Raw genomic sequence first — 12,320 nt, forward strand, 5'->3', positions numbered from 1 at the left:
GCAATTGCAAGGGACCAGGCAGGCGATCACGAGATCGAGAACAGCGTCGATCGCTTGTGACTATTGGTCGTTTCACATTATCGATGAGATTGACGCTGGCCTGGTTCGCTTTAAGGATCTGCTTGCGGCGTTGCCAATTGCGCCGAACATATTGGCCCGAAGGCTCGCTGACCTAAGGGAGCTTGGTCTGATCGATCGCAGGCAATGCGAACGAGACTTGCGCTGTTTCAACTACAAAATCACTAAGCAGGGCCGTCAATTGTTACCCGTGATCGCTGCTCTTCGGGAGTGGGAAGGGTGGGACGGCCGGCTTGGTGTGCACACAGCCCAGGACGTCCCGGGCTCGGTCGGGGAGCGGAGCTTTCGCCCGGACGTGAGAGTGTAGACTAGGGGGATTTCCTCAGGACAAGGCGGGTGCCGGGTTGATCCCTCCATCAATCCACGCGCGCGTCTGTTCCAGGACTTCATCCGACAAAGCCGGATCGTCGACTGCCCTAGCGAGGATCACTGCTCCTACCATCGCTGCCCACGTCCCGATTGCCGCCCGGCGCCGGTCTTGTGCGCTTGCTCCGGGTACCGCCGCGCTGACGCGATCGATCTGCGATCGCAGGCCATCTGTCATGGCCAAGCGTACCGCCTCGCTCTGATGCCGAATGTCCGCGGCCAGACCGGCGGTTGGGCAGCCTTCGCCAGCATTGTCGCGGTGGTGCGGCGAAAGATAGGCGTCAAGATATGCACGAATGTCTCCCGCTCCGCCTGGCTCCCTGGCGAGAACATGCGCCAGGGTCTGAGCTATCAAATCGTCTTTCGAACTGAAGTGACCATAGAAGCCGCCATGGGTGAGGCCTGCGGCTTTCATAACCTCCACGACGCTGACCGCGTCGAAGCCTTTCGACCGAAAAAGCCGGCTGGCCTCATCAAGAATCCGCCCTCGATTCTCCGCCATCCGTTCTCGACTGACTCTCATTCCAAATTCTCCGCTCGGTCCGTTGACATTGGCATGACGCGATTCATATCTGCCATCAATCATGATATCGGTCATAAATATAGGTTCGCGGACAAGGAGCGCAATATATGATCACAATGCCCGCCGCAGACATAGTTTGCTCAACGTTCTGAAGGGCGCCTAACCCTTGGCATGGGCGATGCGATTTTGCGCATCAGCCTCAATGCAGAGCGGCAGTGGCAGACGCTTGCAGGAAAGAACAATAAGGAGCCGGCTTTTGATAATAACCGAACTGAACGATCGCATAGCCTTTATCAAGCTCGCGCGGCCCGCAACGCGAAACGCGTTGGCAATCGAGGACTGGGTTGCGTTGAAAACAGCCATCGAGCGTATCGCCTCGACATCTGCGCGGGTCATTGTGCTGGCGTCTAACCTCGACGCCACATTTTGTGCCGGCTCTGACCTCAAGGCGATGGAAGCTCTGGTGGGGCAGCCAGAACTGGTCGTGGAATTTCGCTTGGCCATGCGCGAGGCGATCGAAGCTTTAGCTGCTGCGGCCATTCCTACCGTGGCGAACATCCAGGGCGATTGTTTCGGCGCAGGCGTTGCTCTTGCTCTGGCCTGCGATATTCGCGTGGCGGGCGAGCGGGCTCGGTTCGGCGTTACTCCGGCGAAGTTGGGCATCTCCTATCCGGCTGAGGATATCGCGCGTCTGATTGGGGCCGTCGGATCGGGACAGGCTAGCCGGTTGCTGCTGGTCGCCGACACGATTTCTGCAGCCGATGCGCATCGCGCAGGTCTCGTGCAATTGCTTGGCGAGGCCGTTGAGGCAGAGCGGATCGCAATGGCGATCGCCAACAATGCGCCGCAAAGCGTAGCTACCATGAAGCGGCTAATCCGGGCCACCATGCAGGGCAGCGAACTTGCGTCCGACGAAATCTTCGACGGCTTCTTCGCATCTGAGGCATTCGCGGAAGGGTTGAACGCATTTAAGGCCAAGCGTCCGCCCATTTACGCTGACGAGCCTCGCTCGCTCGAGAAATGACGATCCGCAGGCGATCCGCTTCGTGCACTCGGCCCGGCTTGAGCGGGTGCCGAGTGTCTCCGTTGCCCGGTTGACATTTAGATGATGCACATCATATTGGCGCTAATCATGATAAATGTCATGAATAATAAAATTGTGTCATGGAGTGCGAACAGGCCATCATGAAAGCGTTCATCCTTGATCGATATAAGAACAAATCACTGCGCTTTGGTGATTTGCCGGAACCCGTTTTGGGTTCAGGCGATGTGCTGGTTGAGGTCCATGCCGCTGGGCTGAATCCTCTCGATGTCAAAATCCGCGATGGGGAATTCAAGCCGATCCTGCCGTATCGCCCGCCCTTGGTCCTAGGGCATGACGTGGCCGGAACCGTGGTTCAGGTCGGCACTGGCGTCCGACGCCTCAAACTGGGTGACGAGGTCTACGCCCGGCCGCGGGATGGCCGGATCGGGACATTCGCGCAGTTCATCGCCATCGACGAAGCCGATGTGGCACTCAAGCCCAGGAGCTTGAGCATGAAGGAGGCGGCCTCCGTTCCCCTGGCCGGTCTGACCGCCTGGCAGGTGCTGGTCGAACGAGCGAACTTGAAGCGGGGGCAGAAGGTGCTGATCCATGCCGGCTCCGGTGGCGTGGGCATCTTCGCGATACAGTTGGCAAAGCATCTGGGCGCCACGGTCGCAACGACCGCAAGCACGACGAACGCAGCGCTGGTCAAAAGCCTCGGGGCCGATATCCTCATCGACTACAAGAAGCAGGATTTCGAAAAAAATCCTCTCGGGCTATGACGTCGTCCTCAACAGCCTGGACGGCAAAACGCTCGAGAAATCGCTGGGGGTGCTGAAGCCCGGCGGCAAGCTAATCTCTATCTCGGGCCCTCCCGACCCCGATTTCGCAAGACAACAGGGACTGAACTGGGTCCTGCGGCAAGTCCTGCGGCTGTTGAGCGCGAGCATCCGGCGCAAGGCCCGGGGCAAGCGGGTCGGCTATTCCTTCGTGTTCATGCGCGCGAACGGCGAGCAGTTGAGCGAGCTTGCCTCGTTGATCGATGCCGGGATCATTCGCCCGGTGGTGGATCGAACCTTCCCGTTCGAAGCGACCAACGAAGCGCTGGCCTATGTCGAAACGGGACGCGCAAAGGGCAAAATCGTCGTCACGCTGAAATGAAGGGCGTGCCCCAAGACATGATACCGCCGCTCAACAAGGTGGCGCGTCCGAGCATACCAGCGAACCTCCAATAATACGGGCCGAGCGCGCCGCTATGGCCATCCGTTGCGATCGCGGTCTGAGCGCGCGGCCGCAGCGCATCGAGGATCTCGATCAGCCGCGCGGCGAACGAATAAACCTGCGTCTCGACCAGTGGCGCCAGCGCGAGCAGATTCTGGAACGCGGCGCGATCATTTGCCAGAATGCCCTGCATGGCGCGTTCGGCGAGCGTGTCTGCCTTTGACCATGATGCACTCCGTTGGACTTTATTTGTGACGGCCTGTGATTGGGAGAGTGCGGTATATGGCCTTTCGGGATGACGCGGACCGTTCGTCCGCGCAACCGTGGAGGATGGTGCATCGATAAGCAGCCATCCATCGGAGTGGGCCAGCTTGAACGCCAATGCTGGCTCGCCATCGAGCGCAGCCAGACGCGCCGCCTTGTCGTGCGCGAGCGTCAGGGCGAAGCGGAGCTGGGCGTGAATCCCCGCCAATGCCTCGCTCATCTTCACCTGAAGGTCGTTTTCAATCGGAAGGCGCATCAGACGAGCTCGCGACGCTCCTTGAGCGGACGCCAGAACGCGTGGAGAGTTTGGTTGCCTGTCGGTTCAAGCGATGCCGCATAAATGCTTTCCTACGGTCATATCCTACCTCCCGATATTCAATCCGCAGACCAATCGTAGAGCGAATGAACGGCGTCTCGGGGCGAGCTGCGACACGGGTAGGCCGGTCAACAGCGTGAATTTCATGTTCTGGCGCCCGCTATGTCCTGATGCGGCGTCGTGGATTGTGCGTCGCTTGCAGCAATGGGGTCACGATGCTGGGCTTCGATATGACGAATGCGCGCCTCGAGGCTGAGCAGATAGTCGCCACGGGGATCGTCGAGGCCCGCAAGAGCCTCGAGGAAGGTTCGCGACTTGTCGATCAGCTTGGCAGTCAATGTTCTAATCGTCCTGAGCATCTTCTCTCCTCCCTGGTTGACAATGGTTGAGTGCTTTCCATCGATGGCGGCGCTCAAAGCTCGAGGCGACTGATCATGCGTTGACGTCGACCACCGTGCGGCCCTGGACCTTTCCTTCAAGGATGGCGGCTGCGATATCTGGCACCTCTGCGAGCCCGATGACCTTCATCGCCCGGGCGAGCTTTTTGAGATTGAGATCGCGTGCCAGACGCGTCCAGGCTTCAACGCGAACGGCCTGCGGTGCGTTGACTGAATCGATGCCGGCAAGGGTGATGTTGCGCAGGATGAAAGGCAGCACCGTTGTTGCAAGATCAAGGCCCTGGGCGAGGCCACAAGCCGTAACCACACCGCGATATTGGGTCTGCGCGAGCGCATTTGCCAGTGTATGGCTGCCGACGGAGTCCACAACGCCGGCCCAGCGTTCCGCCGTGATAGGCGCACCCGGTTCAGATAGTGTGCGGCGGTCGATGATTTCGGCTGCGCCAAGATCGCGGAGATATTCGGTCTCTTCAAGACGCCCCGTTGAGGCTACGACACGGTAGCCAAGCCCGGACAACAGCGCGATCGCAATCGATCCGACGCCGCCACTGGCACCCGTCACGAGGATGTCGCCTCGATCCGGCGTTATCCCGCCATGTTCGAGTGCAAGCACGCACAGCATGGCCGTGTAGCCTGCCGTACCAAGCGCCATGGCATCCTTCGTCGAAAAAGGCTGCGGGATCTTGACGAGCCAGTCGCCGCTCAGCCGCGCTTTCTGGGCGTAGCCGCCGTGATGTGTCTGGCTAAGACCCCAACCGTTAGCGACGACCTTGTCACCGACGTCAATGCCTGGATAGGAGGACGCTTCGACAATGCCGGAAAGATCGATACCGGCGATCAGTGGAAACGTCTGGATGATATCTGCGCGACCCGAAAGAGCCAGTCCATCCTTGAAGTTCACCGTCGAGTAGTCGACCGCGATCGTGACATCGCCCGGCATGAGGACCTTTTCGTCCAATTCGACCAGATCCGACGAGATTCTACCGCCGGCTTTGCTGGCCAGAAGCGCCTTGAATGTCATGGGTTCATCCTGTGAGGGAAGCCGCCGATTGCAGCGAGAGGCTTAATCGGCCGACCGGTAGCGCTCGGCGGGAAGGGCTTGGGCGAACCCTGGAAGCATTGCCTGCCGCAGCCCTTGGTAGGCGTCCCATTGCCCGGCGTCATAAAGCGGCGGGATGGTGACCGGTTCACGGCGATCGAAGCCGATCAGCGCCGCGTCGACGAGGTCGGCGACTTCCATGACCGCAGGAAGCGTGTCGACGTCGACGCCGGTATGATCCCAGATTTCCGTGCGCGTCGCGCCGGGAAGCACGGCCTGGACATAGACGCCCCTGGGGCCAAGCTCGAGACTAAGCCCCTGGGACAGGAACGTGACGAAGGCTTTGGTCGCGCCGTACACCGCCATACCGAATTCCGGCGCGAGCCCAACCACCGATGAAATATTGACGATAGCGCCTTCCCCGGCTTCGGCAAGCCTTGGCGCCACGGCGCTGGCGAGGCGCGCGACAGCCGCCGTGTTCAGCGCTACAAGTTGGGCGACATCCCCGGTCTTCTGCTCAACGAAGCTTCCACTGAGGCTGCCTCCGGCATTGTTGATGAGCACGCCGATCCGGCGATCGTCCCGCAGTCGCGTTTCGACCGCGGCAATCTCCTCAAGATTGGTAAGATCGGCCTGCAGGATGTCGATCTTTACACCCGTTTCTTCGCGGAGCCGTGCCGCGACGTCTTCCAGCCGCGTCCCGTTGCGCGCGACTAGCACGAGGTCATGCCCGCGGCGGGCGAAGCGATCCGCATAGGCGGCGCCGATTCCAGTCGACGCTCCGGTGATGAGGACTGCGGGGGTAGCGGTCATGGTATTGCTCTTTCTTCGCTCTAGCGATTATTCATGATGGACATCATCTTTGATGTCCATCATCAAAATGTCAACACGGCCGAGAAAATCAGCCTGGCGTCGGTAGCGGCCATCGAATTTTGAACCATGCCGACGTTCCTCATGCCGCCGGATATTCGATGTCGGAGGCGACCTTGCCGCTGCCGAACGACCAGTCTTCCATTACCGTGTTCGCTGAGAGGCGGACGAAAACGTCGTTCGGCGCCAGGCCTGGCGATGTGGCGAGCTTTTCAACGAGGCGGGCCACGAACGCCTGCTTCTCGTCGCGCCGCCGTGCGTCGGACTCGATGTTGATGAGGACGAAATCGTCGCTTCGCTCGCCCTCGATCCCGAACCGCCGGTCGTAGATGAGCGCCTCAGGTTCCAGCTGTTCGATGATCTGGAACATGTCATTTTCGGGCATGAGATATGCCTCGACAAGGCTCTCGTAGATGCTCTGTGACAGCTGCTTGATATACTCAGGGGACTTGCCCTTGATCATAGTGACGCGAACGAGTGGCATGGTCTTTTCCTCCTTTTATGTGGTTCAGGGTGACCGCAAGAATGATCCTTCGAGCAACAAACCTGTCTGCTACGCTGGCTTGAACCGCTATTCCTCGGTGCTGAAGCTCACCCCTGCGTGCATTTGCAGCCGCTCGACCAGACGGCCCTGGAGCGCAGCGCCAGGGGTCCAGATGCCACCGGGCACATCGGGTGCGCCGGCCAAGGCGATCGCCGTTTCGGCCAACATCTTCGATGACGCGCCATAGCCCGGGTCGACGTCGCCTTTTACCGACGTGCGCACCTGACGCCCGTCCGCGGCGATTGCGATGAACACGATGTGGTAGAAGCCGGCTTCGCGCTCCTCTTCGGTCGGCCCCTCGCCAGGCTTGGGCAGTTCGCCCATATCCTCGACGCTCGGTATTTCGCCGCCGCCAATCACCATCTCGTCGTAGACGAAGTCTCTGCCATAGGGATGACCCATCAGCATGTTCGAGCGATGGACATTCTTGGTGTCGACCGGCGCCATGATGAACGGTCCGACAGGCCCCACATCGGGATCCTCTCCGACCTGGTCGCCAAGCGGTTGATCTGGCCCCTCAAAGCCGGGCGTGAGGCCAAACGGGCTCATCATCACCGCGCGCTGCACAGCATCATTCTGGACTGCGGCCATCGTCGCCATCACGCTCGCGACCGAGCCGCCCGAGGGACCGCCCTGCATGCCCCGCAGCCGGGCCTTTACGCGCGGCACGGTAGCGCCCAGCTTGGCTTTTGCCGTTTCCTGGGCGTGATAGACTCCCAATTCGAACGCCATCGAATCGAACCCGCATGAGAATAGGATTCGTGCGCCGGCCGCTTTTGCTGTCGCCTCGTGCGCATCGATCATCTGGCGTATCCAGGCGGGCTCTCCGCACAGGTCCAGATAGTCGACCCCCGCTGCCGCGCAGGCGGCCACCAAATTCGAACCGTACAACTGATAGGGGCCAACGGTGGTGATGATCGCCCTGGCGCTCCCGATCATCGCGGCGAGCTGGACCGGGTCGCTTGCGTTGGCCACCACCAATGGCGTGTCCTTGGGGGCGCCGATCTGCTCGCGCACCTCTGCCAGCCTGGCTTCGCTGCGACCGGCCATGGCCCAGGTCAGCTCACCGTCCACGCCATAGCGCTTTACCAAATGCTCGGCGACGAGCCGGCCTGTGTAGCCACTTGCCCCATAGAGGATGATGTCGAACTTCGCCGCCAGGTTCATCGCGGGCTCCTTGGTTTGTGAATTCGTCGCGCGCGCCGGGCGCGCGACCAGATTGTTGAATGGGCCCTTTTGAGGCCAGGTCAGATGTGGCTGGCATCGAATAGATCGTCCCAAAGGCCACCATCAATCGCCGGAGGGATGGCGCGTCCAGGCTAATGATCAGCACTCCCCGCACCAGCCATCCGGCCCCCAGGGAAGTGAACGACCCTGGGGAAACGCTTCTCAAACGGGCCTTCTCTATGCCCATGGCTTGAGGATCGTCTTGCCGATGGCATGACGCTGCTCGATGAGACGATGCGCGTCGGCGGCGCGCTCCAGCGGGAATTTTTCAGAAATCTCTACCTTGAGGTGTCCCGCTTGGACGAGGCTTACCAAAGTATCGAATGCCCTCTTCGATTCCACAGGCCGCGCGGCAAACCATTGCCCGACATAATAGCCCGCCACGCTTTGCCCCAACCCGAGTAGTCGCACGGGCGCAAGATTGGCAAGTTCACCCGAAGCATTACCATAGACGACGAGACGGCCGAAGGGAGCAAGAGCATCCAGGCTCTGGTCAAAAAAGCTCCCGCCGATCATATCCAGAATGACATCGGCGCCTTTCCCATCCGTCAGTATTTTGACTTCATCGGGCCAGGTCGCGAGGCCGTAATCGAGAGCATGGTCCGCGCCATTGGCCAGCGCCTGCTTGCGACGATCCTCACTGCCGGCAGCCGCGATAATGAGTTTGGCGCCCAGGATGCGGGCGATTTGCACTGCATAGGTGCCAACTCCGCCGGCAGCACCAGGAATGAACACGGTATCGCCGGCGTCTACTCGCGCGACTTCCGCCAACATTTGATAAGCGGTCACCCCAGCGACGACGAGCGTGCAGGCAATGTCGAGATCGAAGCCCTCTGGGAGCTTGAATGTTCCCTGCGCCTCCGTGACCAGATACTGCGAATATCCGCCCAGGTCTGTGATGCCGAACACGGCGTCTCCGACCACCAGATCCTCGACGCCTTCACCCACCGCCTCAACGAACCCGGCGACCTCGCTGCCAGGAACCGCGGGGATCTGGGTTGGAACCGGGTAGGGATCGCCGCGCCGACGCACCACATCGGCGAAGTTTACGCTCGCCGATTCGACGCGGATCAGCACCTGACCAGGACCTGGTTCCGGCCGCGCCACTTCCGCCACCTTCAGAACGTCCGCGCCGCCAGTTTCAGAGAATTGCACTTGTTTCATACTTTGCGCTCCATATGTCCGCGCTGGCGGATGCGAAGGGCATTCTTCGCATGGCTGCAGTCACGGCCCGAATGTCGAACGATTCCGGCATTCTGGTTTAATTCTGCAACTATGGTGGACTCACTGCCCTGCATGGTTTAAATTTGCAACTGGAATCTTGTCGGGCGGCCGATTTGGTACAGAATGCGAACGCCGGATGGATTTTGGCACTAAAGGGCCTTAATCGTCGGAAGCGACAACGGCTGGTCAGGCACCGGCGTGAAGGAGTGCAATGAAGGGGAAACGGACGACGCTGGAAACGAGCGCATGCGCGATCGCGCGATCCCTTGGGGTAATCGGCGATTGGTGGTCGCTGCTGATCGTTCGTGACGCTTTGGCCGGGACGCGTCGTTTTGGAGAGTTTCAGCAAAGCCTAGGATTGGCCAAGAACATCCTGACCACCCGTCTGCGCAAGCTCGTGGCCTGCGGCGTTCTGACCACGGCACCTGCCTCCGACGGGTCCTCCTATAAGGAGTATGTCCTGACCGATAGAGGTGAACGGCTCTATCTGGTGGTCGCCGCGCTTTGGCAATGGGGAGAAGAATTCTGCTTCGAGCCCGGGCAACTTTCCTACGATCTGGTAGACAGCCAAAGTCATAAAAAACTACGCCCACTTGAGCTGAAGTCGCAGGACGGCCGTACTCTCGGCCCGCACGACTTTATCCCACGCGCGCGTGGAGACTGAGCATCGCTTCCGCCGAATGAACGCCTTGCCGCACGCCATTTATTTGTTGGCCTGCAATGGAAAATGCCAGCCGAGCCATAGTTCTATGGCTCGGCCAGTGTCATAGTATCTCTGCAGCGTGTCCGGTTCTCAATCCTTTACGGATTGGCGCAACTAGAACATTGTATTGCTGTTTGCTGCTTCAGCCGGCACTTCTTGAATGACGTCCCAGTGCTCCACGATCTTGCCGTTTTCGACACGGAATATCTCGACTGTTGCAAGCTCCTTCCCGAAGAAAAAGCTCTTCGCATGAATCCAGACCAGATCGCCGTCGGCGGCCACACGCTTGACTTCCGCGTTGATCGGCACACCGCTGTCGATGGCGCCCTGAATAAGTGCTCGAATCTGTTCCTTCCCATCAGGGTAGAGCGGGTTGTGCTGAATATAGGTATCCCCCCAATAACGATCGATCGCGGTCAGATCCAGATTGCCGAAGAGCTCCTGCGCCGCTGTGAGGACGAGTTGCTTATTGGTCTCGGCCGTCGATGATGATGTCGTCATGATTTTAGTCCTTCTTGTTGATGATTATGGGGTAGGGTGGTTGGACAATAGGGGAGGGTGCCCTGTCTGGCGGTTCTGAACGTCAAGAGTCCCATCGGCCGCTCAAATCGCCTTCCCCCGATACATTGAGATGCGCACTCGGGATGGCTCTTCGCCGCGTTACCCATGCAAAGACGGATGCCCCGGCCTAGATCAGTTCGCCGATCGCTGCGGGATCGAAGCCCTTCATGCCGCCGCGATGGTTTCCTCTGACCTTTTCGACCCAGTGGGAATCGCTGATAAGCGCGCGACCGACCGCGATCAGGTCGAACTCTTCGCGCTCCATTCGCTCGATCAGCCGGTCGAGACTTGCCGCACCGGAAAGCTCGCCGCCATTGGAACTGAAGAAATCGTTGGTCAATCCGACAGAGCCGACGCTGATGGTCGGCGCACCGGTTAGCTTCTTCGCCCATCCAGCGAGGTTGAGACCGTTCTCGCCGTCAAGTTCCGGGAATTCCGGGTCCCAGAAGCGGCGTTGCGAGCAGTGAAGGATGTCGACCCCGGCCTCGACCAACGGAAGCAACCAATCTTCCAATTCCTGCGGTGTCTCAGCGATGCGCGCGGCATAGTCCTTCAGTTTCCATTGGCTGACGCGCAAAAGGATCGGGAAATCGGGACCGACCGCCTTGCGGATCTCGGTGACGAGTTCCATTGCGAAGCGCGAACGATCGCGGATGCCCGGACCGCCATAGCGATCATTGCGCTCGTTGGTGCCGGACCAGAAGAACTGGTCAACCAGATAACCATGCGCGCCGTGGATCTCGACCGTGTCGAAACCGAGGCGTTTCGCATCGGCGGCCGCAGCAGCGAAGGCAGCGATGGTGTCCGCGATATCTTCCTCGCTCATGGTCTTGCCATGCGTGGCGCCGGGCGCGAGCAGGCCAGACGGGCTTTCAACGAGGCCCTCGGGCGTCCAGTCAGGGTCAACCGGCTCAGCGGCGCCAGTGTGCCAGATCTGCGGGCCCATGCGTCCGCCGGCGTCATGTACCGCATCGATCACAGTCTTCCATCCGGCCAGGGCTGACTCGCCGTGGAAGAATGGGATAGCGGCATGGCTGCGCGAGGCAGGTCGGCCGACGACTGTTCCTTCGGACAAGATAAGCCCGACCTGTCCTTCGGCGCGGCGCCGATAGTAAGCGGCGTTGCTCTCGCCAGGAACGCCAGCCGGCGCATGGAAGCGCGTCATCGGCGCCATGACGAACCGATTTTTCAGTTCGAGGGACTTCACGCGAAAGGGTCGAAACAGAACGTCATTGGGGGCTGAGGACATTTGTAAGGCTCCGCTAGGGACGGCCTTAGAGGTATAAATTGTAAACCTGGCGTCAATAAGGTACTTTGGATCGCCCAGGTATCTTTAAGGAAACCGCCTCATGGAAGCTTGCCAGGCCACGCGTTTCGCCGCCGAATGTCCCGCCCGCGTGCTGTTTGATCAGATCGCCGATAAGTGGTCGATGATGGTCCTGACTGTCCTGGATTCAGGGCCCTTGCGTTTCAATGCCGTAAAACGTCAATTGGAGGGCGTCACGCAAAAGGCGCTTACGCAATGTCTCCGCCGGCTAGAGCGCAACGGGCTGGTCACTCGCCGGGTGATCCCTGCGTCCCCGGTTGCCGTTGAATATGAGATCACGCCGCTGGGCCGTTCGCTGCAAGAGCCGTTCAAGGCGCTTTACGAATGGACTCTTGCGAGTTTGCCGCAGGTGGAACTGGCGCGGCAATCCTTTGACGAGCGCATTGCGGCCTGACTACTGACACTGCAATCCCGGCTCCAGGGGCCGCCCTACTGCGACGCGAAGATGCCGCCGACCCGGCGGCGCACCTTGAGAACCGAACTGCAGGGCCGCGCTTTATCCGGTACGCCACGAACCGTCGCGCTACGATGCGGGTTTATGTGCTCGAATTCTTGCCCGCATCACCAACAACTTCTCCGGATCGAGATCGCTACTTGCGCCCGCCAACTCCCCTCCGGCCCGGTGACGTAACTCG

Annotated in this window: 16 protein-coding genes; 6 read left to right on the forward strand and 10 right to left on the reverse strand. The window is 60.1% G+C overall.

Annotated elements, in window-relative coordinates; genetic code table 11:
- Window positions 1–4: 4 nt before the first annotated feature.
- Window positions 5–385: a helix-turn-helix domain-containing protein gene (locus KRR38_RS37650; RefSeq protein WP_217397751.1), complete on the forward strand. Its 381-nt coding sequence runs from the start codon at window positions 5–7 to the stop codon at window positions 383–385.
- Between the two features lie 15 nt (window positions 386–400).
- Here KRR38_RS37650 and KRR38_RS01060 read toward each other — a convergent pair whose 3' ends face one another.
- Complete coding sequence (locus KRR38_RS01060; RefSeq protein WP_254514595.1) at window positions 401–1,042, reverse strand: TetR/AcrR family transcriptional regulator; 642 nt, start codon at window positions 1,040–1,042, stop codon at window positions 401–403.
- 181 nt (window positions 1,043–1,223) lie between these two features.
- Between KRR38_RS01060 and KRR38_RS01065 the strand changes: the two genes are divergently transcribed.
- From KRR38_RS01065 to KRR38_RS01075, 3 genes are all read left to right on the forward strand, one after another.
- Window positions 1,224–1,991: an enoyl-CoA hydratase/isomerase family protein gene (locus KRR38_RS01065; protein ID WP_217397753.1), complete on the forward strand. Its 768-nt coding sequence runs from the start codon at window positions 1,224–1,226 to the stop codon at window positions 1,989–1,991.
- Window positions 1,992–2,152: 161 nt separating this feature from the next.
- A complete protein-coding gene (locus tag KRR38_RS01070) occupies window positions 2,153–2,773 on the forward strand; it encodes an NADP-dependent oxidoreductase (RefSeq protein ID WP_217397755.1) in 621 nt (206 codons plus the stop codon).
- A gap of 16 nt (window positions 2,774–2,789) precedes the next feature.
- A complete protein-coding gene (locus KRR38_RS01075; protein WP_254515068.1) occupies window positions 2,790–3,152 on the forward strand; it encodes a zinc-binding dehydrogenase in 363 nt (120 codons plus the stop codon).
- Here the strand turns inward: KRR38_RS01075 and KRR38_RS01080 are convergent.
- The 7 genes from KRR38_RS01080 to KRR38_RS01110 all read right to left on the reverse strand — a co-directional run bounded on the left by KRR38_RS01080 (window position 3,139) and on the right by KRR38_RS01110 (window position 9,034).
- Window positions 3,139–3,732: a hypothetical protein gene (locus KRR38_RS01080; RefSeq protein ID WP_217397757.1), complete on the reverse strand. Its 594-nt coding sequence runs from the start codon at window positions 3,730–3,732 to the stop codon at window positions 3,139–3,141. The genes KRR38_RS01075 and KRR38_RS01080 overlap by 14 nt on opposite strands.
- A 203-nt stretch (window positions 3,733–3,935) precedes the next feature.
- Complete coding sequence (locus KRR38_RS01085; RefSeq protein ID WP_217397759.1) at window positions 3,936–4,151, reverse strand: hypothetical protein; 216 nt, start codon at window positions 4,149–4,151, stop codon at window positions 3,936–3,938.
- A 73-nt stretch (window positions 4,152–4,224) separates the two neighbouring features.
- On the reverse strand, window positions 4,225–5,211 hold the full coding sequence (locus KRR38_RS01090) for an MDR family oxidoreductase (protein ID WP_217397761.1): 987 nt from the start codon (window positions 5,209–5,211) through the stop codon (window positions 4,225–4,227).
- Window positions 5,212–5,253: 42 nt separating this feature from the next.
- Entirely contained in the window at window positions 5,254–6,042 is a 789-nt protein-coding gene (locus KRR38_RS01095; RefSeq protein WP_217397763.1) for an SDR family oxidoreductase, read from the reverse strand.
- 139 nt (window positions 6,043–6,181) lie between these two features.
- The gene (locus KRR38_RS01100; RefSeq protein ID WP_217397765.1) at window positions 6,182–6,583 is read right to left on the reverse strand and encodes a tautomerase family protein; all 402 of its coding nucleotides are present in this window, start codon (window positions 6,581–6,583) and stop codon (window positions 6,182–6,184) included.
- Window positions 6,584–6,670: 87 nt separating this feature from the next.
- The gene (locus KRR38_RS01105; protein WP_217397767.1) at window positions 6,671–7,810 is read right to left on the reverse strand and encodes a trans-acting enoyl reductase family protein; all 1,140 of its coding nucleotides are present in this window, start codon (window positions 7,808–7,810) and stop codon (window positions 6,671–6,673) included.
- A 237-nt stretch (window positions 7,811–8,047) separates the two neighbouring features.
- The gene (locus tag KRR38_RS01110) at window positions 8,048–9,034 is read right to left on the reverse strand and encodes an NADPH:quinone oxidoreductase family protein (RefSeq protein WP_217397769.1); all 987 of its coding nucleotides are present in this window, start codon (window positions 9,032–9,034) and stop codon (window positions 8,048–8,050) included.
- A gap of 271 nt (window positions 9,035–9,305) precedes the next feature.
- On the opposite strand from KRR38_RS01110, the gene KRR38_RS01115 reads away from it, so the two are divergent.
- Window positions 9,306–9,758: a helix-turn-helix domain-containing protein gene (locus KRR38_RS01115; RefSeq protein ID WP_217397775.1), complete on the forward strand. Its 453-nt coding sequence runs from the start codon at window positions 9,306–9,308 to the stop codon at window positions 9,756–9,758.
- A gap of 153 nt (window positions 9,759–9,911) precedes the next feature.
- On the opposite strand, the gene KRR38_RS01120 is transcribed toward KRR38_RS01115, so the two are convergent.
- Both KRR38_RS01120 and KRR38_RS01125 read right to left on the reverse strand, forming a co-directional pair.
- Complete coding sequence (locus KRR38_RS01120) at window positions 9,912–10,298, reverse strand: nuclear transport factor 2 family protein (RefSeq protein WP_217397777.1); 387 nt, start codon at window positions 10,296–10,298, stop codon at window positions 9,912–9,914.
- A gap of 187 nt (window positions 10,299–10,485) precedes the next feature.
- Window positions 10,486–11,607 carry an NADH:flavin oxidoreductase gene (locus tag KRR38_RS01125; RefSeq protein ID WP_217397779.1) on the reverse strand — a complete coding sequence of 374 codons (1,122 nt, stop codon included), beginning with the start codon at window positions 11,605–11,607 and terminating at the stop codon, window positions 10,486–10,488.
- A gap of 100 nt (window positions 11,608–11,707) precedes the next feature.
- Here KRR38_RS01125 and KRR38_RS01130 point away from each other — a divergent pair, with 100 nt between their 5' ends.
- Window positions 11,708–12,079: a helix-turn-helix domain-containing protein gene (locus KRR38_RS01130; RefSeq protein ID WP_217397781.1), complete on the forward strand. Its 372-nt coding sequence runs from the start codon at window positions 11,708–11,710 to the stop codon at window positions 12,077–12,079.
- Window positions 12,080–12,320: the final 241 nt, after the last annotated feature.

The sequence above is a fragment of the Novosphingobium sp. G106 genome, assembly GCF_019075875.1.
In the GTDB taxonomy this organism is placed as follows: Bacteria; Pseudomonadota; Alphaproteobacteria; order Sphingomonadales; family Sphingomonadaceae; genus Novosphingobium.

Excerpts from the sequence above, each read along its gene's own strand:
- KRR38_RS01060 (WP_254514595.1), bottom strand. The coding sequence starts at position 1,042 with ATGACCGATATCATGATTGATGGCAGATATGAATCGCGTCATGCCAAT.
- KRR38_RS01070 (WP_217397755.1), top strand. The coding sequence starts at position 2,153 with ATGAAAGCGTTCATCCTTGATCGATATAAGAACAAATCACTGCGCTTT.
- KRR38_RS01080 (WP_217397757.1), bottom strand. The coding sequence starts at position 3,732 with ATGCGCCTTCCGATTGAAAACGACCTTCAGGTGAAGATGAGCGAGGCA.
- KRR38_RS01085 (WP_217397759.1), bottom strand. The coding sequence starts at position 4,151 with ATGCTCAGGACGATTAGAACATTGACTGCCAAGCTGATCGACAAGTCG.
- KRR38_RS01090 (WP_217397761.1), bottom strand. The coding sequence starts at position 5,211 with ATGACATTCAAGGCGCTTCTGGCCAGCAAAGCCGGCGGTAGAATCTCG.
- KRR38_RS01095 (WP_217397763.1), bottom strand. The coding sequence starts at position 6,042 with ATGACCGCTACCCCCGCAGTCCTCATCACCGGAGCGTCGACTGGAATC.
- KRR38_RS01100 (WP_217397765.1), bottom strand. The coding sequence starts at position 6,583 with ATGCCACTCGTTCGCGTCACTATGATCAAGGGCAAGTCCCCTGAGTAT.
- KRR38_RS01105 (WP_217397767.1), bottom strand. The coding sequence starts at position 7,810 with ATGAACCTGGCGGCGAAGTTCGACATCATCCTCTATGGGGCAAGTGGC.
- KRR38_RS01110 (WP_217397769.1), bottom strand. The coding sequence starts at position 9,034 with ATGAAACAAGTGCAATTCTCTGAAACTGGCGGCGCGGACGTTCTGAAG.
- KRR38_RS01115 (WP_217397775.1), top strand. The coding sequence starts at position 9,306 with ATGAAGGGGAAACGGACGACGCTGGAAACGAGCGCATGCGCGATCGCG.
- KRR38_RS01120 (WP_217397777.1), bottom strand. The coding sequence starts at position 10,298 with ATGACGACATCATCATCGACGGCCGAGACCAATAAGCAACTCGTCCTC.
- KRR38_RS01125 (WP_217397779.1), bottom strand. The coding sequence starts at position 11,607 with ATGTCCTCAGCCCCCAATGACGTTCTGTTTCGACCCTTTCGCGTGAAG.
- KRR38_RS01130 (WP_217397781.1), top strand. The coding sequence starts at position 11,708 with ATGGAAGCTTGCCAGGCCACGCGTTTCGCCGCCGAATGTCCCGCCCGC.